Origin of the sequence: Corynebacterium liangguodongii (assembly GCF_003070865.1) — a bacterium.
GTDB lineage: Bacteria > Actinomycetota > Actinomycetes > Mycobacteriales > Mycobacteriaceae > Corynebacterium > Corynebacterium liangguodongii.
In genome coordinates, this window is the sequence record NZ_CP026948.1 from 1,252,292 (window position 1) to 1,273,233 (window position 20,942).

General features: G+C 63.4%; 26 protein-coding genes and 1 pseudogene. 6 read left to right on the forward strand and 21 right to left on the reverse strand.

Going from position 1 to position 20,942, the window contains the following annotated elements:
* Window positions 1-28 precede the first annotated feature (28 nt).
* A complete protein-coding gene (locus tag C3E79_RS11340) occupies window positions 29-427 on the forward strand; it encodes a hypothetical protein (RefSeq protein ID WP_146183367.1) in 399 nt (132 codons plus the stop codon).
* Between the two features lie 14 nt (window positions 428-441).
* A complete protein-coding gene (locus C3E79_RS05990; RefSeq protein WP_108404092.1) occupies window positions 442-963 on the forward strand; it encodes a hypothetical protein in 522 nt (173 codons plus the stop codon).
* A 50-nt stretch (window positions 964-1,013) separates the two neighbouring features.
* Here the strand turns inward: C3E79_RS05990 and C3E79_RS11615 are convergent.
* A pseudogene (locus tag C3E79_RS11615) lies at window positions 1,014-1,727 on the reverse strand (DDE-type integrase/transposase/recombinase); the annotation flags it as partial.
* A 200-nt stretch (window positions 1,728-1,927) separates the two neighbouring features.
* Between C3E79_RS11615 and C3E79_RS11345 the strand changes: the two are divergent.
* Genes C3E79_RS11345 through C3E79_RS06010 form a run of 4 tightly spaced genes read left to right on the forward strand, consistent with a single transcriptional unit; the run spans window position 1,928 to window position 4,222 of the window.
* The gene (locus C3E79_RS11345) at window positions 1,928-2,323 is read left to right on the forward strand and encodes a hypothetical protein (RefSeq protein ID WP_146183368.1); all 396 of its coding nucleotides are present in this window, start codon (window positions 1,928-1,930) and stop codon (window positions 2,321-2,323) included.
* 11 nt (window positions 2,324-2,334) lie between these two features.
* Window positions 2,335-2,748, forward strand: a complete 414-nt coding sequence (locus C3E79_RS11350; RefSeq protein WP_146183369.1) for a hypothetical protein — start codon at window positions 2,335-2,337, stop codon at window positions 2,746-2,748.
* Window positions 2,748-3,200 (forward strand): hypothetical protein, encoded by a 453-nt coding sequence (locus C3E79_RS06005; protein ID WP_108404095.1) that lies wholly within the window; start codon window positions 2,748-2,750, stop codon window positions 3,198-3,200. The genes C3E79_RS11350 and C3E79_RS06005 overlap by 1 nt, the downstream gene beginning before the upstream one ends.
* A gap of 44 nt (window positions 3,201-3,244) precedes the next feature.
* Window positions 3,245-4,222, forward strand: coding sequence for an SMI1/KNR4 family protein (locus C3E79_RS06010; protein WP_108404096.1), 978 nt, complete (start codon window positions 3,245-3,247; stop codon window positions 4,220-4,222).
* Here the strand turns inward: C3E79_RS06010 and C3E79_RS11770 are convergent.
* The 20 genes from C3E79_RS11770 to alaS all read right to left on the reverse strand — a co-directional run bounded on the left by C3E79_RS11770 (window position 4,219) and on the right by alaS (window position 20,920).
* On the reverse strand, window positions 4,219-4,362 hold the full coding sequence (locus C3E79_RS11770) for a helix-turn-helix domain-containing protein (protein ID WP_328587438.1): 144 nt from the start codon (window positions 4,360-4,362) through the stop codon (window positions 4,219-4,221). The two genes, C3E79_RS06010 and C3E79_RS11770, sit on opposite strands and share 4 nt — an antisense overlap.
* 50 nt (window positions 4,363-4,412) lie before the next feature.
* Window positions 4,413-4,766, reverse strand: a complete 354-nt coding sequence (locus C3E79_RS11620) for a recombinase family protein (RefSeq protein ID WP_235840568.1) — start codon at window positions 4,764-4,766, stop codon at window positions 4,413-4,415.
* 179 nt (window positions 4,767-4,945) lie between these two features.
* Window positions 4,946-5,413, reverse strand: coding sequence for a hypothetical protein (locus C3E79_RS06020; protein WP_108404097.1), 468 nt, complete (start codon window positions 5,411-5,413; stop codon window positions 4,946-4,948).
* Window positions 5,414-5,415: 2 nt separating this feature from the next.
* Window positions 5,416-5,835, reverse strand: coding sequence for a YbjN domain-containing protein (locus C3E79_RS06025; protein WP_108404098.1), 420 nt, complete (start codon window positions 5,833-5,835; stop codon window positions 5,416-5,418).
* 67 nt (window positions 5,836-5,902) lie between these two features.
* A complete protein-coding gene (locus tag C3E79_RS06030; RefSeq protein ID WP_108404099.1) occupies window positions 5,903-6,661 on the reverse strand; it encodes an ATP-binding cassette domain-containing protein in 759 nt (252 codons plus the stop codon).
* 9 nt (window positions 6,662-6,670) lie between these two features.
* Window positions 6,671-7,693, reverse strand: a complete 1,023-nt coding sequence (locus C3E79_RS06035) for an ABC transporter permease (RefSeq protein ID WP_108404100.1) — start codon at window positions 7,691-7,693, stop codon at window positions 6,671-6,673.
* Window positions 7,690-8,682, reverse strand: a complete 993-nt coding sequence (locus C3E79_RS06040) for a substrate-binding domain-containing protein (protein WP_108404101.1) — start codon at window positions 8,680-8,682, stop codon at window positions 7,690-7,692. Before C3E79_RS06040 ends, C3E79_RS06035 begins: the two co-directional genes overlap by 4 nt.
* 298 nt (window positions 8,683-8,980) lie before the next feature.
* Complete coding sequence (locus C3E79_RS06045) at window positions 8,981-9,826, reverse strand: PPK2 family polyphosphate kinase (protein WP_108404102.1); 846 nt, start codon at window positions 9,824-9,826, stop codon at window positions 8,981-8,983.
* Window positions 9,826-10,317 carry a transcription antitermination factor NusB gene (gene nusB, locus C3E79_RS06050; protein WP_108404103.1) on the reverse strand — a complete coding sequence of 164 codons (492 nt, stop codon included), beginning with the start codon at window positions 10,315-10,317 and terminating at the stop codon, window positions 9,826-9,828. The genes C3E79_RS06045 and nusB overlap by 1 nt, the downstream gene beginning before the upstream one ends.
* A complete protein-coding gene (efp, locus tag C3E79_RS06055; RefSeq protein ID WP_108404104.1) occupies window positions 10,317-10,880 on the reverse strand; it encodes an elongation factor P in 564 nt (187 codons plus the stop codon). The genes nusB and efp overlap by 1 nt, the downstream gene beginning before the upstream one ends.
* 45 nt (window positions 10,881-10,925) lie before the next feature.
* Window positions 10,926-12,017 carry an aminopeptidase P family protein gene (locus tag C3E79_RS06060; protein ID WP_108404105.1) on the reverse strand — a complete coding sequence of 364 codons (1,092 nt, stop codon included), beginning with the start codon at window positions 12,015-12,017 and terminating at the stop codon, window positions 10,926-10,928.
* Window positions 12,004-12,441 carry a type II 3-dehydroquinate dehydratase gene (gene aroQ / locus C3E79_RS06065; protein WP_108404106.1) on the reverse strand — a complete coding sequence of 146 codons (438 nt, stop codon included), beginning with the start codon at window positions 12,439-12,441 and terminating at the stop codon, window positions 12,004-12,006. Before aroQ ends, C3E79_RS06060 begins: the two co-directional genes overlap by 14 nt.
* A complete protein-coding gene (aroB, locus tag C3E79_RS06070; protein ID WP_108404107.1) occupies window positions 12,438-13,487 on the reverse strand; it encodes a 3-dehydroquinate synthase in 1,050 nt (349 codons plus the stop codon). The genes aroQ and aroB overlap by 4 nt, the downstream gene beginning before the upstream one ends.
* Before the next feature lie 34 nt (window positions 13,488-13,521).
* The gene (locus tag C3E79_RS06075; RefSeq protein WP_108404108.1) at window positions 13,522-14,067 is read right to left on the reverse strand and encodes a shikimate kinase; all 546 of its coding nucleotides are present in this window, start codon (window positions 14,065-14,067) and stop codon (window positions 13,522-13,524) included.
* Complete coding sequence (aroC, locus tag C3E79_RS06080) at window positions 14,060-15,277, reverse strand: chorismate synthase (RefSeq protein WP_108405088.1); 1,218 nt, start codon at window positions 15,275-15,277, stop codon at window positions 14,060-14,062. Before aroC ends, C3E79_RS06075 begins: the two co-directional genes overlap by 8 nt.
* Window positions 15,278-15,306: 29 nt before the next feature.
* Window positions 15,307-15,702, reverse strand: coding sequence for a prepilin peptidase (locus C3E79_RS06085; protein WP_108404109.1), 396 nt, complete (start codon window positions 15,700-15,702; stop codon window positions 15,307-15,309).
* 17 nt (window positions 15,703-15,719) lie between these two features.
* Window positions 15,720-16,529 carry a shikimate dehydrogenase gene (locus C3E79_RS06090; RefSeq protein WP_108404110.1) on the reverse strand — a complete coding sequence of 270 codons (810 nt, stop codon included), beginning with the start codon at window positions 16,527-16,529 and terminating at the stop codon, window positions 15,720-15,722.
* Window positions 16,529-17,677, reverse strand: a complete 1,149-nt coding sequence (gene mltG, locus C3E79_RS06095) for an endolytic transglycosylase MltG (RefSeq protein WP_108404111.1) — start codon at window positions 17,675-17,677, stop codon at window positions 16,529-16,531. Before mltG ends, C3E79_RS06090 begins: the two co-directional genes overlap by 1 nt.
* A complete protein-coding gene (gene ruvX, locus C3E79_RS06100; RefSeq protein WP_108404112.1) occupies window positions 17,674-18,168 on the reverse strand; it encodes a Holliday junction resolvase RuvX in 495 nt (164 codons plus the stop codon). The genes mltG and ruvX overlap by 4 nt, the downstream gene beginning before the upstream one ends.
* An 82-nt stretch (window positions 18,169-18,250) precedes the next feature.
* A complete protein-coding gene (alaS, locus tag C3E79_RS06105; protein WP_108404113.1) occupies window positions 18,251-20,920 on the reverse strand; it encodes an alanine--tRNA ligase in 2,670 nt (889 codons plus the stop codon).
* Window positions 20,921-20,942 lie beyond the last annotated feature (22 nt).

Sequence of the window (20,942 nt, forward strand, 5' to 3'; positions counted from 1 at the left end):
CGAAGCTCCACGTGATATCGAGATCTAAATGAATTTTGAAACTACCCCGCCCGGACCGTTCTCATTCGGTTCTGAGCTTGAAAACTACCCCACCCTTGCAATCACACGGACATACGGCACTGACAAGGGCGAAAGTGCAGATGGGCGAGCCCTTGTTGGAGGCGCAGAGAGGTACGTTTCCCTCGGCGGGACGCACGGCGTAGTAACATACGTCGCAATCAACAGCTTGGTGCCTGGTGATACTTTTCTTGGAGTGCCGCTGTCATTGCGCCCAACAAAGTTTCGCAATGAACTTAAAAAGGCAGGAATTTCCACCTTGGGAAAACCCTGGGATTTTAGATTGGCTGGCACCGACGTCTCTTTCTGGGTAGAAGAAGGGGAAATCGCAGCAATTGCCTGGCAGCACTCTTCCTCGTCAACTCGTTAGAAAAGGACAGTCGCGTGGACTTCACCCCTACCCCCATTTTTCCCTTCGAGATCGGAGGAACAGTCAAAAATAATATTGCAGTACTGGATGAGTTCTATTTCAATGAGAAGACATTCAGTACTGACCTAGAAGGCTTTCTCACGACGAATGCTGGAAGCGATCAGGAAGAAACCTGGAAGGTCGTTTCTATTATCGAGGACGGCAGATGTATCACCTTGCGTTTCGACTTTGACGATGACGATGCAACGTTCGCCGGGATCCCTATTGGATTGGGTCATGGCGCGAACATTCTAAATACCGCAGAGGGTTTGCGAAAACGAGGATTCGAGATCATCGTCCAGGAATACGACATCGTCCTGCCCGAATATTTCATCACGATCGAACCCGGAGAAAGCCTTTGCTACTGGGACAAAAGCCACTGGACACGCCAAGAATTCCTCGAAGAAACCGTCGAACCGGAAAATTGGACGCCGCTTTCAATTTTCAGTGACACCACCGCAGCCCTAGAGAAAAATCACCACAACAAACTACGCTGATCTTTTCCAGACACAAGGGGGCCCGGCTCCTGGAGAGTATACAAAGGGGGTTACATTAGGGGAACAAATCGCAGCTTAGCAGGACACCGCTCCTCAAACTGTGCCGGAACGAGGTACCCGCACCAGGAATGCCGACGCGTGGTGTTGTAGCGGGTACACCAACGGATAGCATCTCGTGGATACTGCAGCTGATTGGCAAACGTCTTTGCGTCCTGAGGATTTCGCGCTTCAGCGCCGCGTTGAACGACTCCGCCAACGTGTTGTCAGCACTGCTGCCAACCCTGCCTAACCATCGACTGCCGGATTCCCAGCTGTCTACAGGTGTCCTGCAACCCGTGCGGGGTATAGACGCTGCCGTGGTCGGGGCGAAAAATCGCACTGTTCAGGCTGCTGCGCTGGCCCCTGGCCATCAGCAGTACGTCTTGGACCAAGCTCGTGCGCATGTGGCCCGCGATCGCGGACCCCGGCGAATCGGTGAGAATAGCAGGCGAAAACCTGCGCCAGGCACAGATTAGACCCATCCGAAATCGGCAAGTAGGCGACGCCCCGGCGTAGAAGCAGTTCGGCTGGGGCGTGGTGGATCTCCGTCTCACCAGATCAAGGAAGACTGGTTTTTTCTGGACAGACACGGTGGTGCTGACCTTGCGTTTCCTGGTGTAGCCGAACAGCTTCAGTGAACGCACACTCCGGGCGAACTGCGTGTGATTAATCGGGGTGCCGGTCGAGTCGTCATTGAGTTGCACAGTGATGTGTTTCGTTCCGTATGCGCACACAACAACTCGACAACATCCGCAACGCACCTGCCTGCGTATTAGCAAAAGCAATTAGCGCGACAGCCCCACCGACATACCGAATCGCTCAGCATGCCCCTGAGGATACGGGGGTGTTTCTCCTCGCGGCTCGTAATAGGTGTAGCGTAAAGTCTACCGTTGAACAGCCATTGCGCGGAAGCAGCTACTACAGGTTGAACGCGACACACGTAACAGGCATCCAGCTTCACCGCCACCACCTGATAGCGCAGGAGGTTATCAAGAGCAATCCTGATGCCGCAGGAAGACTGGGAAGAAAGGGGCTCAACCCGAGTAATGCACCCGCTATCCAAATGACCCCGGAGGATCACAGACTGACGAAAAGCTGGGGTTCAAGCGCTCAAGCGCAAGAGTACCGTGAACTCCAAGCTGAATTATTCAAGAAAGGTGATACAGATCAGATCTTCCAAATGGAATATAACTTCTTGACTCGCCCTGAATTCGAAGGTCGCTATAATGAAGCTCTGGACGAAGTGATCAAATACGCACTGAAAGAAGGCTTCATCACCAAATCACCTTCCCCACGCGTCAACCCAAACCAACTCACCTAGGAGACCCCAGTATGGAATTTTCTACTTATCCGCCTGAACCACTCGAGTTCGGGAAAAACATCGACCACCTCGCATCCCGAATTGCCGACCCCTTCCGACGCGATCTTTTGTCCATGCAAACCTTAAGAGGAACAGCTGATTTCAATGGAGAGAGTCGCTACGTGAAAATACTTTTCGAAAAGGGTCTCTCTACCGAATGCGAGGTCTTATCGCTGGAACCAGGCGACACCTTCCTGGGTATCCCGATACCCATGCGTGCCACCAAATTCCAAAACGAGTTGAAAAAACGCGATATCCCCACGAAGAAAGAATCAGGCGGCATCACGGTCACTGGCACCGGAGTGTCGTTCTACGTTTTCGAAGGAGAAACTGCCACCATCTGTTGGACCGCAACCGATCCGGACGCTAACCAGAAAGGCGACTAATGGATTTCACTTTTGATTTGCCGCTGCCCTTCAATCTCGGCGGCACGGTCGAGGAAAACATCGCCCTTCTCGACGACTACTTCTTCAACAAGAAGGGATCCGGTACCGACCTCGAGGGCTTCCTGGTCATCGACAGTGACGGTGCGGAGGAAGAGATGTGGAAAATCGTCTCGATCATCGAAGACGACAGATGCGTCACCGCCCGAGTAGACTTCAACAACGACAACGTCACCTTCCTCGGCGTCCCCATCGGCCCAGACAACAGCCTACCGGTGGAAGAAACAGCGCAGGCACTCGAAGCAAAGGGCCTAAAAGTTATCACCCAGGAGTATGGCCTCGTCCTTCCGGATCACTACATCACGATCGAGCCGCGTGACTTCATCTGCTACTGGGACCAGACATACTGGTCCCACGAAGAATTCCTCGAGGAAACCGTCGAACCGGAAGAGTAGAGCTCAGACTTCCGCACAATCCAGTGCGCAAGCAACGAACAACAATGACCTTTTCCAAATTCTTTTCTGAACCCGCTGAACCGGCTGACGATGCCCGCCTCGCCGAGATCGAGCATGCCATCGGCCGGGCACTACCCGACGACTACCGGGCCTTGATCAAAGAAACCGGCGGCGGCACCCTCAAACTCGACAAGTGCGTCATGCCGGGCCTCCCCGAAGGGGTCGGAGGCCTGGCAACCGACGACATCTTCGGCAACGGCAGCACAAGTACTGGCCGCGCCCTCGATCTGGCGACAGACGCCACCTACCTCATGGAGGAATGGGAAATCCCCGCAGAAGTCCTCCTGTTCGCCACCACCGAAGACGGCATGCACAACTGCTTCGTCATCAACTACGACCACCCCGACTACCCCACAGGAGCCGTACTCCATCTCAACACCGACCCCGGTGGAACAATGACACAGGTCGCCGACTCCGTCACCGACTTTTTCACCAAACTCGAACCCTACAACCGAGATGACGAAGAAGACTCCCCAAGCGCAGGCCAAGAGGGGATGGGAATCAAAGGCGTGTGGCACGGAAAGCTTTCCGACGACCTCACCCGCGCCATCGCCGCAACCCCCACCCCCGACATGGAATACCTACTGCGTAAAGCAGCCGCACCCCTGGCAAATTCTTTCAACCTCAACATGATGCATAACAGTAACGAGGGGAGGCGATTTCAAGACCTTCTTTACTGGGTGGCGCAACACGTCCAACCGCACCCAGATCCGCTGACCTACATGGGACTAAGCACCACCATTCTCACCCCTAACATGTACACGTTGATCGGTAGATCCTTCCTCGCCGACGGTCAGAAATATGGCTTCATTTGGAACCAGCCCACCGTCGAATGGTGGTGGAAAATACGAGTCGAATACAACATCATGACCGAAACCCCCGCCGGCTACATCATCGACGAGGACTACATCAACACCATCATCGACAACCTCCGCGAAGAAGACCCCATAACCGAGGTCTAACGCGAATCCTGTTCAGCCCCCTCCGCTAGATATGTGTACAAGGTGCTCGGCCCGATCCCGAGTCGGCGTGCCACCTCTGCCTTGAGTACACCATCGGCCACCCACTGCCGCGCCTGCGCAACTTGGCCGTCGGTGAGCACCTTCGCCCGCCCCTTTGGACACGCCGCGGGCTTTGGCCCGGGCAATTCCCTCAGCCTGGCGCTCCATTAATAATAGAGCGCTCGAACTCTGCCACAGAACCCATCAACCCCAGCATGAGCTTGGCGATCGGGTCAGCCTTCGCCGAATAGGTCTGCCCCGCGCGAAGGAACCTCACCGAGACGCCGCGCCCCACGAGGTCCTCTTCAATCGTGTGCGGGTCGACCAATGAGCGGGCGAGGCGGTCCATGTTCGTGACGATGAGCAGATCCCCCTCACGTAGATACCGCAGTACCTCCTCCAGCTGGGGACGGTGCCGGGTCGAGCCGCTGATTTTCTCCTGATCAATCTGTAACGCCCCGGCCGCCTGAAGCTGCTCAAGCTGGCGGTCCAGATTCTGCTCCAAAACAACGTCCTGGTGTGCGTCAATCTCTCAAGTTCAGGTCGGCTCTGTTCCGCTAGCCATTATTCAACCCAACCGAACAGGCAAAACGTGCAACTCACATCTGATGACTAAGCGTGAAGTTTCGCCGATGGTCACGCATCCCCCCCTTCGCAAAGCTCCGCCCAATGTGGGGGCGCTTGCTACATGCGGCTGTCCCTGAACTCGACGAAACGGTAGATCCCCCTGGCTACCCCGTCCAGGCCGTAGAGAACCTCGTCGCGGAACTGGGCGTCGGTAAGCTCAAGCCCATCCAAAATCCTGTACTCGCAGTGCACAACCACCCGCATCGCACCTTCGAAGGCCTGCTCCGTGATAAACGCGACGGGACCATTGTTGCCGTTGTTGTGCTCGATGACCCAATCGTTCGCGACACTAAAAGCGGACGAATAGTTCTCGCCCTCCCCCGCCAAGACGTAAGTCCCCAGCGCCACGTGATCCTGTGCGTGGGCCACAACTATCTGCAGCCCGTTGTATTCTACCAGGTAATCCCCGGTGGTCATCGCCTCCACCTGCAGCCCCGCCTCCCGGCACACCGCGAGGAGTCGCTCAACGGTCACAGGGCCGAGGACAGGCTGCTGCTGGTCGCGCTTCTTTCCGAACAATCCCACGGCTACACCTGCGCATTCTGCGCGAAACCGCGCTGCTCGAAGTCATCAAAGACCATAAACGCGATCTGGAAGTAGGCATCCAGCATCATGCACAGCTGGTGTTCGCTCGCACCGTGCGCTGTCAGGAAGTGCTCCCGCACGTCGATCGTCGGCGCGCCCTCGACCACAATCGGGGCGACCTTCCCGGTGGGGATCTGGCGGTTGAGCATGTTGATTATCTCGAGGGCTTCCTCCTGGTGCGCCGGAGCGATCGACCGGTTCCACGTGGTGTGGATGGTGAGGAAGTTCTCGTCCACGTAGAACTGGGCCACCGCAGCGGGAAACTCCGCCCCCAACACTCCTTCCTCATCGACGCCTGCCTCAACGCCGAGGTTGCTCAGCGCGCCCACCACAACCTCTTGCGTAACCCGCGGAAAATCCATTGGCATCCCTATCATTCGTTCCGGCGACCCAGCGTTGACGGATCCGTGGCAGCAAGTATACACACCGCTACCGCCCCAGCTCGTGGCTTAACGCCTCGAGCTCCTCACCGCCCGCCATCTGCCGGGTCAACTCCTCCAGCGTAATCTCCTCGCGGTCGGCGACGAGCTCCTGGCGCCCCAGCTTCACAATGGTGAACCGATCCCCCACCAGGTAGGCGTGGTGCGGGTTGTGGGTGACCAGCACCACCGCCACCCCGCGCTCGCGGGCGGCGGCGACAAACCGCAGCACCATGCCCGACTGCTTCACCCCCAGCGCGGCCGTCGGCTCGTCGAGGATGACCACGCGGGCGCCGAAGTGGATCGCGCGGGCAATAGAGAGCACCTGGCGCTGCCCGCCGGACAGGTTGCCGGCCTCGACGTCGACATCGGGAATCACGATGCCCATCTCACGCAGCGCCTCCGCGCACACCGAGCGCATCTCCGCCTGCCGGAGCACGCCGAAGCGGCCCGATAGCTCGTCGCCGAGGAAGAAGTTGCGCCACACGCTTAAAGGTTCCACGATGGCCAGGCTCTGGTGCACCGTGGCGATGCCGTGGGCGATGGCGTCGCGGGGTGAGGAAAAGGTGACGGGGGAGGCGTCGAAAAGCAGCTGCCCCGAGGTGGGTTCATGCACGCCCGAGAGAATTTTGATGAGAGTCGATTTGCCTGCGCCGTTGTCGCCGAGCACGCAGGTCACCGAGGCCTCCTCGATGGAAAGGTCGATACCGCGCAGCGCGTCGAAGGCGCCGTAGGACTTGGAAATGCCGGATAGCTCGATGATTGCCACGTGCCCCTCCTACGTGTTCTGCGCGTACTTCGCCGCGCCCGTGTTCGCTAGCACCGCGGTAAGCAGCATGGCGCCCAGGAACAGCTTGAACCAGTCCGGGTTCCAGCCCGCATACACGATGCCCTGGTTGGTCATGCCGAAGATCAGCGCGCCGATCGCGGTGCCGATCGCCGTGCCGCGCCCGCCCTTCATCGCACACCCACCGATAACCGCGGCGATGATGTAGAGAAACTCGTTACCCACTCCCTGGCCCGCCTGGATGGAGTCGAAGGCGAAGAGCGTGTGCATGCCGACGAACCAGGCGGCGAAGGCAACCGTCATAAATAGAATGATCTTCACCCGCGCCACCGGCACACCCGCGGCGCGCGCGGCGTCCTCATCGCCGCCGACGGCGAAGACCCAATTGCCAAACGTCGTGCGGAACAGCACGAAGGACGCGACGGCGACAAAGAGGATCCACCACACGACGGTGATCTTGATGCTCACCCCGCCGACTTCAAAAGAACTGGCGAACACCGCGCGCGCCGAGGCAAAGCCCTCCATGTCCGCGATGCTCGGCGTGGCCACCTGCCCGGTCACCAGCTTCGTCACCGCAAGGTTGATGCCCTGGAGCATGAGGAAGGCCGCCAGCGTGATGAGGAAGCTGTCTATCCCTGTGCGCGTAACCAGGATCCCGTTGAGCGCCCCGATGGCCAGCGCGATGGCAAGCGAGATGAGCGCACCCACCCAGGAGTTCAGGTGCAGGTTGTAGTTGAGCATCGTCGCGGCGAGTGCCGCCGTGGTCACGGCTACGCCGCTGGAGAGGTCGAATTCCCCGCCGATCATGAGCAGGCCCACGGCGAGAGCCACAATCCCAAGCGTTGAGCTGGCATACAGCGTCGTGGCCACCGCGTCGAGCGAGCGGAACGCCGGGGCCACCGCCATGAACACCGCAAACACGATGACGAGGCCAAGCAGGCTCGCCGCCTCAGGGCGGCGTATCAGCTGCGCGAGGCCACCGCGGGGCCGCAGGCGGTCTTCTGCGCCGCTCATCGCATGCCCGCCTTCGCGGCCTCGGCGACCTTATCCACGTTCGAGGCATCCACGAAGCTCGGCCCAGTGAGCACCGGCTGGCCGCCGCCTAGCGTGGCGCCGTTGCGCTTGTCCAGCCACAGCGCGTCAACGGCGAGGTAGCCCTGCAGGTAGGGCTGCTGGTCGACGGCCCACTTGATACGGCCGTCGGCAATCGCCCCAACGAGCTCGGCGTTGGTGTCAAACGTCGCGATCTTCGCGCCCGATCCCGCGTCCTTGACCGCATCGATCGCGCGCATCGCCACGGGCGCCTGCAGCGCGAAGACTGTGTCGATGCCCTTGTCCTGCGACAGCTTCGCCTGCATCGTCGACTGCGCAGAGACAAGATCCTGGCCGTTGACGTAGAGGATCTCGACCTTACCGCCGAGCCCCTTATCGACGCCCGCGCAACGCTCCTCCTGCGAGGAGTTGCCTTGCTCGTGGATGACGCACATAACGTGCTGTGCACCCTCGTCCTTGAGGCGCTTACCCGCGGCCTCGCCGGCAATCCCCTCGTCCTGGCCGAAGTATCCGCTCATGCCGTACTTTGCGTAGTCCCCCATGCCCGCATTTAGGCCCACGGTGGGGATTCCCGCTGCTACAGCGTCCCCTGCGGCGGGCCCGATGGCCTCGGCGTTGGGCAGGGTCACCGCGATGCCGTCGACGCGCGAATCGATCGCGGTGCGCACGAGGTTCGCCTGGTTGGGTGCCTGCGGGTCGGAAGAATAGCGCAGCTCGATGTTGTCCTTGGCCGCTGCGTCCTCCGCACCCTTGCGCACGAGGTCCCAGAACGTGTCGCCGGGGGCGCCGTGTGTCACCATGGCCACGACATAGCGCGGGGTGTCCACCCCGCCGGCGGTAGCGTCGTCTTCGGTTGGCCGGGGTGCACCGCCTGTCGACGAGCACGCGGCGGCAGCAAGAGCGGCTGACAAGGCGAGGCAGCCAGCAATGGCCTTTGATAAAGAAGTCACCAAAACATAGTGGACTAGCTTATTAGAACACGTCAAACCGGCTGCATTCTTCTTGAAACGATTAAGCAAGGCTGTGCTGGGTTAACGGTACGAATGGAAAAACGCGCCCGAGGCCATTGCGGCAAACTCATACATTCACAAGCAGATACTTCGCCGTCGAGAAAGATCGGATCATTTACCGATGGCGAACTATCTGCTCTTAGGTGTATGCCTTTGGCCCATCCGGACCGCTTTGGCCCATCCGGACCGCTTTGGCCCGCTCGGCCCCGACAGCCCGGCCGACGCAGGCCCACCGATCTTAAGAGCGCTCCAGTCGCTCCAGCTCGACCTCGGGGTCGAAATCGGCGGGCGGCCAGGTGAGATCGAGGGAGGACAAGGCGCGGTAAAGCAGCGTCTTGACCACCGTGCGGCAGTAATCCTTGTCGTCCGAGGGGACGCAGTACCACGGCGCGAACTCGGTGGAGGTGCGCTTCATGGCGATCTCGTAGGCCGACATGAACTGCGTCCACAGCGCCCGGTCCTCGATGTCGCCCGGGTTGTACTTCCAGTGCTTTTCCGGATTGAGGATGCGCTCTTTGAGGTTCTCCGCCTGGAACTCCCGCGAGATATGCGGCATGACCTTGATGATGCGCACTCCCCGCTCGCTGAGCGAGCGCTCGAAGTCCACGATCGCACCGTAGCGCCGCTCAATCTCCTCCGGCGGTGCCATCTGCTTGACCCGCTGGACCAAGACGTCTTCGTAGTAGGAGCGGTCGAACACCGAAATCATCCCGGGCTCGGGCAGGTGGGGGCCAAAGCGCCAGAGGAAATCGTGGTTGCGCTCCTCCTCCGTCGGCGCGCCGAACGCCTTGAGGTGCACCCCCTGCATGTCCATCGTCTCGCTGACGACGTGGCGGATGATCCCGCCCTTGCCGGAGGTGTCCATGCCCTGGAGGACAAGCAGGATCGAGCCTGTCGTGGTGCCGGCGCGGCCGTTGGCGTAGAGCATCTCTTGGAGCTCGGAGAGCTCGTCGTCAAAGGTGCCAAAGGCGTCGTCGACGTTGCCGCCCGGCAGCCCCGGCGTCGAGGCCGGGTCGACGTCCGCGATGCTAAACCCCTCGCCCACCGCGAGCTGGCGGGCCTCCTCTACGGTCACCTTTGCCATCACTCCAGCTCCTCCCCCGGCACATCACCGGTCTCCTCGATGGCCGGCGCCGCCGGGTCGGCCGCGTGCACGATGTCGTCGAGCACGGCATGGATGTAGGGCGGGGCGGCGCTACCCGCATACTCCTCCGCCATGGCGAGAGCGTTCGAGATGGCTACGGGTGCGTCGATGTCGTTGTTAAACAAGATCTCCCACGCGCCGACGCGCAGGATCTGTCGGTCGACTGCAGGCAGACGGTCGAGAGCCCAGTCTGCAGACAGGAAACGCTCGATCGCATCGTCGATATCGTCAAGCTTCTCCGCCACCCCGCCGACGATGACACGGGTGTATTCGGCTACCGGGGCGACCTCGTTGGCGGGGTTCGCGGACAACTCCGCGCGCTCCTCGACCACGCCGACCGGATCAAGGTCGCGCGTTTCCGCCTCGAAGAGAATATCCACGGCGCGCCGTCGGGCCTTGTAGCGCGCCCCGTACTGCTTGTGGTGGGCCATTACTGGTTCACGCGGGAGAGGTACTCCCCCGTGCGGGTGTCCACCTTGACCACGTTGCCCGTCTCGAGGAAGAGCGGGACCTGGATCTCGGCGCCGGTCTCGAGCGTGGCGGGCTTTGTACCGCCGGTGGAACGATCGCCCTGCAGGCCCGGCTCGGTGTGCTCGATGGCGAGATCCACCGAGATGGGAAGCTCCGCAAACAGAGCCTCACCCTCGTGGAAAGAGACCTGCACCTTCATGTTCTCCAGGAGGAAGCGCGCCGCATCGCCGAACTTCTCCGCGGGCAGCTCGAACTGCTCGAAGGTCTTATCGTCCATCACCACGTAGTTCGTACCGTCGTTATACAGGTAGGTCATGTCGCGGCGGTCTACCGTCGCGGTCTCGACCTTCACGCCGGCGTTCCACGTCTTATCCACGACCTTGCCGGTGACGACGTCCTTGAGCTTGGTGCGCACGAACGCAGGGCCCTTGCCGGGCTTGACGTGCTGGAACTCGATGATCTGCTGCAGCTTGTTGTCAACCTTGAGCACGAGGCCGTTTTTGAAATCGGCGGTAGTTGCCACTTGCGTGCCTTCCTTCAGACGTTCGGGATAGTAAACAGCACAATGCTACACAACGCGCAGCTCTTTCTCCCACTCGGTAATCACGCGGGGCGCGCCGGTCGTGATCACCAACGTGTCCTCGATGCGCACCCCGCCCTTGCCGGGGACGTAGATGCCGGGCTCGATGGTCAGCGTCATACCCGGCTCCAGATCGCCCGTCCCGCTCGTCGAGGCCGAAGGGCCCTCATGCACCTCCAGGCCGACCCCGTGGCCCGTCGAGTGGACGAAGTACTCGCCGTAACCGGCCGCGTTGATGATGTCCCGGCATGCGGCGTCGACGTCGAGAAGCGGCGTGCCCGGCCTGGCGGCCTTGATGCCGGCGAGCTGGGCGCGAAGCACCACGTCGTAGATCTCGGCGGCGAAATCGGTGGCGTGACCAACGACAAAGGTGCGGGTCATGTCCGAGTTAAAACCGCGGCGATGCATGCCGAAGTCGATGGTGACCAAGTCGCCGTCGACAAGCACGCGCTCGCCCGCGCTATAGTGCGGCATCGCCGAGTTCGGGCCAGAAGCGACGATGGTATCGAAGCTGGTGCGCTCCGCGCCGAGCGTGCGCATGCGAAACTCCAAATCTGCGGCGACCTCTCGCTCGGTGCGCCCCGCGGCAAGCTCGCCTGAAGCCACCAACCCGTCGATCGCCTGCACGGTCAGCTGCGCGGCCTCCGTCAAGCCCGCGAGCTCGACCTCGTCCTTGATCAGGCGGATTTCCTCGATGACCCCGCGCACGGGGACCAAGCTCACCCCCGCCGGGCAGGCATCGCGCAACCTCTCGAACTCAGCCACGGAGAGGTAGTCCGCCTCGAAGCCGACGCGATGGCCCTCGGGCACCTGCGAGAGAAGGTCCTTGGCGCAGTCGCGAGTAATGGTCGCATCGATGTCGGGGACCTCAGCAGCGATCTGGGTGGTATAGCGCCCGTCGGTCGCGATAGCCGCGGTTAAGTCCTTCGAGACCCGAAGCGCCGCGTTCGATCCGCTAAAACCGGCCAGGTAGCGCACGTGGATGAGGTTGGTAACCAGCATGTCGTCGATACGCTGGCCCGCGAGCCGAGCCGCGAGAGCGCGCCTGCGCCCCAGGAAGCGGGTATCAGCCAAAGGCATTGATCCTCCTTGAGAAGTACTCCAGCGCGAGGTCGTAGCCCACGGTGCCCAGCCCGGCGATCACCCCGGTGGCGATCGGCGAGAGGAAGGAGTGGTGGCGGAACTCCTCACGCGCATGGATGTTGGAAATGTGCACCTCGATAAATGCATCGACCTCGGCGAGCGCGTCACGCAAGGCCACCGAGGTGTGTGTCAACCCCCCGGGGTTGATGATCACGCGCCATCCGTTGTCAGCGGCCTCGTGCACCCAGCCAATCAGCTCGCCCTCATAGTTCGACTGGCGGCACTCCAACTCGATTCCGAGCCTTGCCGCCTGCGACTCGAGGCGCGAGACGACATCCTCCAGGGTCTCACCGCCGTAGACGTCCGGCTGCCGTGTGCCCAACCGGTTGAGGTTTGGGCCGTTGAGTACGAGAACTTTCATGAGATAGCACAATACGCCCGGCGCATCTCTTCGACAGTTGCATCCTCAATCCGGGTGCACGAGCCGAGCCCGTCGAGCACGACGAAGCGGACGCGGCCGTCGCGGTTTTTCTTATCCCGCGTCATCGCCTCAAAGAGCTCGTCGAAGGCACCGGCGTCGTAGGTGGTGGGCAGACCTGCGCCGCCTAAGATCTCGCGGTGCATATCCACGACGTCGGGGCCGATGAGCCCGCGGCCGTGGGCGAGGTGTGCTACGAACATCATGCCTACCGCAACCGCATGACCGTGGCGCCACCGGTAATTTTCCCGCAGTTCAATGGCGTGGCCCAACGTGTGGCCGTAGTTGAGGATCTCGCGCAGGCCCGACTCCTTGAGGTCTTGCCCCACAACGGCAGCCTTGACCGCCACGGAGCGCTCCACCAGCTCCTCGTAGTGGTCCTCGGGGTTGCCCCGGTAGAGCTCCAAGATCGTGGGATCGGCGATGAAGCCGGTCTTAATCAGCTCGGCCGAGCCGGAGGCGAGCTCCTCGTCGGGCAGGGTAAGCAGCCGCTGGAGGTCGATAAAGACCGCGTCAGGCTCGTGGAACGCGCCCACAAGGTTCTTGCCGGCGGCGGTATTAATCCCGGTCTTGCCGCCCACCGCGGCATCAACCATGCCAAGCAGGGATGTGGGTACCTGGATGACCTTGATCCCGCGCATCCACGTCGCCGCAACAAACCCCGCGAGATCCGTGGCCGCGCCGCCACCGACGCCGTAGACGACGTCCTGGCGGCCGAAGCGGCGCTCACCGAGCACATCCCACAGCTGGGAGACGACCTCGATCGTCTTGCCGCCTTCCGCATCCGGCACCGGCGCCAAGACGCACTCGACGCCCTGTGTCTTCAGGTTCGCTTCGATCTCGCGCGCCACGGCGGCCAGGGGCACTTGGTGGACGATCATGGCCTTGCGGGCGCCAATCTCGTAGGCCCGCGCCGCCGCGCGCTCGAGGTTGCTGTAGCCAATGTGAACCATATACGGGCTCGGCCCGTTGACCTCTACAACAGCCATTAACGTTACTTCTCCTCAGCTCCGGTGGGGATTGTCAAGCGTCGATAATTCCGAGCACCTCGGCCACGACACGCTGCGGCGGACGCTCGTCCGTGCGCACGCGATGGTCAGCGACCTCTCGGTAGAACGGCTCGCGGGCCTCAAGGAGCTCGCGGTAGTGCTTCGCCGGGTCCACGGCGTTGAGTACGGGCCTCGAGGTTTCGTTCGCGGTGCGCCGCACGCCCTCTTCCGGGCTCACGTCGATCCACACCACGGTGTGGGATTGGAGCAGGTTGCGCGTGGCCTCGCTCAGCACGGCGCCTCCGCCCAGGCTCACGACCCCGCTCGTGCACAGCGCCCTGGCGACGTAGACCGCCTCGAGTTCACGAAACGCCTCCTCCCCGTGCTCGACATAAACCTCCCCGCACGGCTTGCCCTCGCCCTGCTCGATGAGTTCGTCCGAATCCACGACGGGCAGGTTCAGCGCACTCGCTAGACGACGCCCAATGGTCGACTTCCCGGCGCCCGGCGGGCCCACCAGGACAACCCGGGGCCGCGGATGCACGATCGAGCTGCCAGGGGCGCTGGGCGAATCAATCATCTCGACCTCCGAAAGCTAGGCGCTGCGAAACATAGTCATTGTAGGCGGAAACGTTGCGGCGCACTTCCTCCAGGCTATCCCCGCCAAACTTCTCGGTCACCGCCGCGGCAACAACCAAGGCGACCATCGCCTCCGCCACGACGCCGCCGGCGGGCACCGCGCACACGTCGGAGCGCTGGTGGATGCCCGTGGCCGCCTCCCCGGTGGCCATGTCCACCGTCTGCAGCGCGCGCGGCACCGTCGAGATCGGTTTGAGGCCCGCGCGCACGCGCAGCTGCTCGCCGTTGGTCATCCCGCCCTCCAGCCCGCCCGCGCGGTTGGTCAGGCGGTGCACCCCGGCGCCGTCGCGCACCATCTCGTCGTGTGCGGACGTGCCCCGGCGGCGCGCCTCGGCGAATCCATCGCCGATCTCGACCCCCTTGACGGACTGGATGCTCATCAGTGCCGCGGCGAGGCGTGCATCGAGGCGGCGGTCCCACGACACGTGCGACCCCAAGCCGATCGGCAGGCCATCGACGACGACCTCGACGATTCCCCCGAGCGTATCGCCATCCTTCTTTGCCGCTTCGATGCGGGCGACCATGTCGGCCTCGGCGTCACGGTCGAACGCGCGCACCGGCGAGGCGTCGACCGCGTCGATGTCCGCTGCCGTCGGCGCCGGGCCTTCGTACGGCTCCGACTCCCCGATCGAGATGACGTGGGAGACCACCTCGACGCCGAGCGCCCCGCGGAGGAAGGCCCGGGCAACCGCGCCGGCGGCCACGCGAGCGGCGGTCTCTCGCGCCGAGGAGCGCTCGAGAATCGGCCGGGCGTGGCCGTGGTTGTACTTGATCATGCCCGCGAAGTCAGCGTGGCCCGGCCGCGGCCTGGTCAGCTTCGCTCCCCGCCCGGAGGCAAGCGCCTTGGCCACCTCGGGATCGTCGGCGTCGACCGCCTCGGGCGACATGATGGTGGTCCACTTCGGCCACTCGGTGTTGCCGATCTGGATTGCGATCGGGCTGCCAATCGTTGTGCCGTGCACGATGCCGGAGAGCAGCGTGAGCTCGTCGGCCTCGAACTTCATGCGCGCGCCGCGGCCATAGCCGAGCCGGCGGCGGGCGAGCTGGTGAGCGATCTCGTCCTTTGTCACCGAAACCCCGGCGGGCATATTCTCGATCACGGCAATAAGCGCCTGGCCATGGGATTCCCCAGCGGTAGTCCATCGAAGCATGCCCCACATTGTCGCACACGCTCCATCCATCATGGTTGCCATGTCCCGTAAAGCACCACCACCCACGCGGCAGCGAGCATCGCCGGGCCGTGCGCAACCCGATCTTTTCGCGCCGCCAAGGCAGCAACCAGGGATATTGCCGACGCGGCGGCCGCGGCCAGGAGCACGCCGATAAGCCCCGCCGCCAGCGCGCAGGCGACCCCGAGCGGCACGGCGAGCTTGATGTCTCCCCCGCCGATGCCTCCCGCGGGCACGAGGTAGGCCGCCGGCCAGGCGAACCCAACGAGCCCCGCGGGGTGGGCGACGCATGCCACCGCCGCGGCCGCGGCCGCTGGCAGCGTGACCCAATCCGGCAGCCTGTAGTACCGCAGGTCGTAGTAGATCAACGCCACGGTCAGTACGAGTGCGACTCCCCCCAGAATCATGGGTGGAATCCTAGCGGCTAGCCGGTGTGCCGCGCCAGTGCCTCGCGCATCGCCTGCCGCGGCGCTGCAACCCCCGTAAACTGCTCAAACTGGGAAAAGGACTGCTCGGCGAGCATGACCAGGCCGCCCACTGAGGTGTACCCGTTCGCGGCCGCCGCGATCGCGAGCGGGGTGGGCCAGGGCTCGTAGATGACGTCGAGTACTGGGGCGTGCCCCAGCGCATCGGCGTAATCCCGCAAGGCCGGCGCGGGGACGGTGGAGATGATCACATCGGCGGCCACCGCGAGGCCGTAGAGGTCGGCGTCGAAGCCTGAAAACGTCGTCTCGGCGCCGCGCACGAGCGGGGCGATCTCTGCGCTGCGGTCGGAGCGGTTGAGCACGTCGATCCGCCCCACCCCGCGCTCGCCAAGCGCCCACAGCGCCGGGCGCGCCGTCCCCCCGGCCCCGATGACGAGGGCGCGCCCGATCGGGGCCCCGGCGAGCAGCGCGTCGAGCGCCCCGGAGATACCCTCGCAATCCGTGTTGTCCGCGCGCCACCCGCCCGGGGTGCGCACAAGGGTGTTGGCCGCGCCGATCGCCGCGGCCCGCTCGGTGGCCTCAGTGGCAAAATCGAGCGCCGCAAACTTCGCCGGCATGGTCACGGAGAAGCCGCGGTAACTCTCATCGGCCCCACCGACGATCGCGGGGAGGTCAGCGGCGGTGCACTCGATGCGGGTGTAATCCCACTCGTCGAGCCCGGCGGCGGCGTAGCCGGCGTTGTGGAGCACGGGAGAGAGCGAATGCTCGATCGGGGAGCCGAGCACCGCGGCGCGATAGCGGGTGGTCATTAGCGCTGCGAGTCCAAGATGCCCGACTCGTAGGCACGCTGGGTATCCTCGAGGTGCTTTTCAAAGGTATCGTTAAACACCGTCGTCCCGTTCTTATCCACGGTGACGAAGAACAACCAGTTGCCCTCGGCCGGGTGCTCCATCGCCGTAATCGCGTCGAGCGACGGTGAAGCGATCGGGGTCTCCGGCAGGCCGTCTTTTGCGTAGGTGTTCCACGGGGTGGGGCGCTCGCGGTCTGACTTGCCGGTGGCAACCTCGACTGTCGGCAGGTCGTAGTTGACCGTGGAATCAAATTCGAGCCGCATCGGCTTTGCCAGGCGGTTGAGAATCACCCGCGCGACCTTGTCAAACTCCCCCGCTGGGGCCTCGCGCTCGACGAGGGATGCCGCGATGAGAAGCTCGTAGGGGGACAGCCCCACGGCCTGGGCACGCGAGACGATGTCGGTCTCCGCGTACTGCTTAGCGGAGCGCGAGATCAAATCCCTCAGAACCTCGGAGGCATCCGCGTGCGGGTCGATGATGTACTCGCCCGGGGCGATGAGACCCTCTAGCCGCTTCGGGTCCCCCGCGCGCGCGGCAACGCTATCGACGGCCCATTCCGGCACGCCTAGCTCCTTCGGGTCGGCGTTTTTCGCCACCTCTTGGAGCTTGTCCACGCTCGCGCACTCCGAGTTCGGCTTATCACCGCACGAGACTTGCTGGATGAGCGTGTAGATGCCCTGGCGGGTCTGCCCGCCGACAACGTTGACGTCCATCAGAGAGGTTCCGCCATTCACCATGAGCGGGGTGATGCGGTGGGCAGGATCGAGCAGCGCCTTGACCGCGGCATCGGCGCTCATCCCCGCCTCGAGGCGGTAGAAGCCCGGCTGGATGTTGTGCGAGTCTGGGTGGGCCATGGCCGCGGATTGGAAGGCCGAGTTGGACTTCACCACTCCCTTTTCTTCGAGCTGCGGGCCCAACTCGGACACGCTCGATCCCTCAACGACCTCAACGACTTTCTCTTCGCCGTTGCCGTCGCCGCGGAAGTCCCCGCCCTCGCCGTTGCTCGCCACCGCGATCCACGCGACGAGGCCGACGATGAGCAGGATCGAGGCCACAATGATCGCCGTGGAGGCGGTGCGTTGCCGGGATAGCTGGCGGGAATTCACTCGTGAGTCTCCTTGAGGTAGGTGTGTCGGCCATCGAGCCACGACTGCAGGATCTCCACTGCGGCGGCTTGATCGATGACGCGGCGGCCGACCTTTTCACTGACGCCGGATGCGCGCAGGGCTTGGGAGGCCACGACGGTGGTAAGGCGCTCGTCGGCCATGCGGACAGGCACGTCGACACGGCGCCGGACACGGAAGGCAATTTCTTTGGCGTGCTTGACACTCGCCGAGCCGTCGCCCTTGAGGTCGCGCGGAAGGCCGACGACGACCTCGACGGCGCCGTAGGAACCGATGAGCTCAACGATACGCTCGATGTCGGAGCCGTCTGGACCGCGGAAACCCGAATCGCGCGCGATGGTCTCCACCGGGGTGGCCATCCGCGCGTCCCGATCCGAGACCGCGACGCCGATGCGCACAGTTCCGACGTCGAGCCCCACGCGACGGCCCACGCCCGGGTCGTCGACACCGGGGGTGTCGGGTTGCACCTTCATACGCTCTCGGTCCTTGCTCGATGTCGTTTGCTGTCGTCCCAGTCGCCTGTGTCCGTTTCGTTATCTTACGCTACGCGCAATCCTAGCGGCGAGTAAGCTCGTCGCGCACCGCGGCCAGCCCCGCGTCAATACCTGCCGGGTTGGACCCGGAGCCCTGGGCGAGGTCGGGCTTTCCGCCGCCCTTGCCGTCGACGTAACCGCCGAGCAGCTTCACCAGATCGCCCGCCTTCACCCCGGCGCCCACGCCCTCCGTGGTCACTGCCACCGCAAACGGGACCTTCTCACCGCTCACGGAAGCCAGCGCGACGACTCCGGGCACGGCGCCGAGTCGTTCGCGCACATCAGCGGCGACGGTGCGCAGATCCGCGGCGCCGATGCCTTCCGCGAGCGTGAGCGCAACGAGGGTGAACTGGCCGGCCTGCTGGGCCTTGGCCACGTATTGCGCCGACTGGCTGACCAGCTGCTGGCGGTTGAGCGCCTCGATTTCCTTCTCCGCGGCGCGCAGGCGCTCCGTCAGTTGCGCGATGCGCGCAGGAAGCTCGTCTGTCGGGGTCTTCAGCTCGGCCGCCAGAGACGAGGCGAGCGCCGCTTCCTTGGAGAAGTAGCGGAACGATTCCATTCCCGCGTACGCCTCGATGCGGCGCGCGCCCGAACCCACCGAGGACTCTCCGAGCACGGCCACGGGCCCAATCTGCGAGGAATGCCCCACGTGAGTGCCGCCGCACAGCTCGATGGAAAACGGCCCGCCAATCTCGACAACGCGCACCTCGGAGCCGTAGTTCTCCCCAAACAACGCCATCGCGCCCATCGCCTTGGCCTCCTCCAGCGAGGTCTCGATGGTGTTGACGGCAAGGTCGGCGTCGACAGCCTCGTTGGTGATAGTGGTGATCTCGCGCAGCTGGGCGTCGCTCAGCTGCTCGGTGTAGTTGAAGTCGAACCGCAGGTAGCCCGGTTTGTTCATCGAGCCAGCCTGCACGGCAGTGGGGCCGAGCACCTGGCGCAGCGCGGCGTGAATGAGGTGGGTGGCGGTGTGCGCCTGCCGCGCGCCGTGGCGCCACGTCGGGTCCACCTCCGCCGTGACCAGCTGGCCCACATCGAGCCCGCCGTCGCGCACGGTTGCCTTGTGCACCCAGAGCTTCTTGCCCACCTTCTGCACGTCGTGGACGTCGAGCACCGTATCGCCCACGACGATGCGGCCGCGGTCACCTAGCTGGCCGCCGGACTCGGCGTACATCGGGGTGACGTCCAAGATGACCTCGACGTCCTGGCCTTGGGATACCTCGCCGACCCTCTCGCCGCCGCGGATCAGGCCGATGACCTTTCCGGGGTGGTTAAGCTCGGTGTAGCCGACGAACTCGGTGGGCGATGCATCGACCCACTCGCGGTAGAGCGACTCGTCGATGTTGCCCTGCTTTTTCGCCTTGTTGTCGGCCTTCGCGCGGGCCCGTTGCGCCTGCATCTCGGCGTCAAAGGCGTCCATATCCACCTCGAGGCCCGCCTCCCGCGCCATCTCGAGGGTCAAGTCGATGGGGAATCCGTAGGTGTCGTGCAGCTCAAAGGCCTGCGAGCCGGAGAGTTTCGAGGTACCGGCGGACTTCGTCGCGGCGGCGGCCTCCTCGAAGCGGTGCGTGCCGGAGACGAGGGTCTTCATAAAGGCGCGTTCCTCGGTCACGGCCACGCGCACGATCCGCTCGCGGTTCTCGGCGATCTCGGGGAACGACGGGGTCATGGTGTCCATGATGGTGTTCATGAACTCCTCGAGGACCTCACCGGAGGCCCCGAGCAGGCGGGCGGAGCGCACGATGCGGCGCAGCAGGCGGCGCAGGATGTAGCCGCGACCCTCGTTCGACGGGGTGACGCCGTCGAGGATGATCATCATCGCGGTGCGGGAGTGGTCGGCGATGACGCGGAAGCGGACGTCATCATCCGCGTTGCCCTCGTTGTAGCGCGCGCCGGTGACCTCCACGGCCCTGTCGATGACCGGGCGAAGCAGGTCCGTCTCGTAGACGTTGTCGACGCCCTGCAGGATGCAGGCGACTCGCTCAACGCCCATGCCGGTATCAATATTTTTCTTCGGCAGCTCCCCGACGATGTCGAAACCGCCCTTCTTATCGCCATCACCACGGATGGACTCCATGAACACGAGGTTCCAAATCTCGAGGTAGCGGGTGTCGTCGGCAATCGGGCCGCCGTCCTTGCCATGCTCGGGGCCACGGTCGTAGTAGATCTCGGAGCACGGCCCGCAGGGCCCGGGGATCCCCATGGACCAGAAGTTATCCTCCATGCCCATGCGCTGGATGCGCTCGGCCGGCACGCCGATGGTGTGCTCCCAGATGTCGGCCGCTTCGTCGTCGTCAAGAAAAACCGTGACCCACAGCCGCTCGGGGTCGAGACCGTAGCCACCCTCGTCGAGCGGGTTGGTCAGCAGCGACCACGCGTTTTTGATGGCGCCTTCCTTGAAGTACTGGCCGAAGGAGAAGTTGCCCGCCATCTGGAAAAACGTGTTGTGGCGGGTGGTGATGCCCACTTCTTCGATATCCAGGGTGCGCACGCACTTTTGGATCGAGGTGGCCGTGCCGCCCGGAAACGGCGGGGTCTGCTGCCCCAGGAAATAGGGCTTGAACGGGACCATGCCAGCGTTGACGAACAGCAGCGTCGGGTCGTCCAAGATCAGCGAAGCGCTCGGCACCGCGGTGTGGCCGGCGTTGACGAAGTGCTGGGTAAAACGCTGGCGGATCTCATGAGTCTGCACGGGCGAAAAGTCCTTTGAACGT

Bases quoted from the DNA above. Each gene is read 5' to 3' on its own strand.
- C3E79_RS11340 (WP_146183367.1), top strand. From the start codon at position 29: ATGAATTTTGAAACTACCCCGCCCGGACCGTTCTCATTCGGTTCTGAG.
- C3E79_RS11350 (WP_146183369.1), top strand. From the start codon at position 2,335: ATGGAATTTTCTACTTATCCGCCTGAACCACTCGAGTTCGGGAAAAAC.
- C3E79_RS06005 (WP_108404095.1), top strand. From the start codon at position 2,748: ATGGATTTCACTTTTGATTTGCCGCTGCCCTTCAATCTCGGCGGCACG.
- C3E79_RS06010 (WP_108404096.1), top strand. From the start codon at position 3,245: ATGACCTTTTCCAAATTCTTTTCTGAACCCGCTGAACCGGCTGACGAT.
- C3E79_RS06025 (WP_108404098.1), bottom strand. From the start codon at position 5,835: ATGGATTTTCCGCGGGTTACGCAAGAGGTTGTGGTGGGCGCGCTGAGC.
- C3E79_RS06035 (WP_108404100.1), bottom strand. From the start codon at position 7,693: ATGAGCGGCGCAGAAGACCGCCTGCGGCCCCGCGGTGGCCTCGCGCAG.
- C3E79_RS06045 (WP_108404102.1), bottom strand. From the start codon at position 9,826: ATGGCAAAGGTGACCGTAGAGGAGGCCCGCCAGCTCGCGGTGGGCGAG.
- nusB (WP_108404103.1), bottom strand. From the start codon at position 10,317: ATGGCCCACCACAAGCAGTACGGGGCGCGCTACAAGGCCCGACGGCGC.
- C3E79_RS06060 (WP_108404105.1), bottom strand. From the start codon at position 12,017: ATGCCTTTGGCTGATACCCGCTTCCTGGGGCGCAGGCGCGCTCTCGCG.
- aroQ (WP_108404106.1), bottom strand. From the start codon at position 12,441: ATGAAAGTTCTCGTACTCAACGGCCCAAACCTCAACCGGTTGGGCACA.
- aroB (WP_108404107.1), bottom strand. From the start codon at position 13,487: ATGGCTGTTGTAGAGGTCAACGGGCCGAGCCCGTATATGGTTCACATT.
- C3E79_RS06075 (WP_108404108.1), bottom strand. From the start codon at position 14,067: ATGATTGATTCGCCCAGCGCCCCTGGCAGCTCGATCGTGCATCCGCGG.
- aroC (WP_108405088.1), bottom strand. From the start codon at position 15,277: ATGCTTCGATGGACTACCGCTGGGGAATCCCATGGCCAGGCGCTTATT.
- C3E79_RS06085 (WP_108404109.1), bottom strand. From the start codon at position 15,702: ATGATTCTGGGGGGAGTCGCACTCGTACTGACCGTGGCGTTGATCTAC.
- C3E79_RS06090 (WP_108404110.1), bottom strand. From the start codon at position 16,529: ATGACCACCCGCTATCGCGCCGCGGTGCTCGGCTCCCCGATCGAGCAT.
- ruvX (WP_108404112.1), bottom strand. From the start codon at position 18,168: ATGAAGGTGCAACCCGACACCCCCGGTGTCGACGACCCGGGCGTGGGC.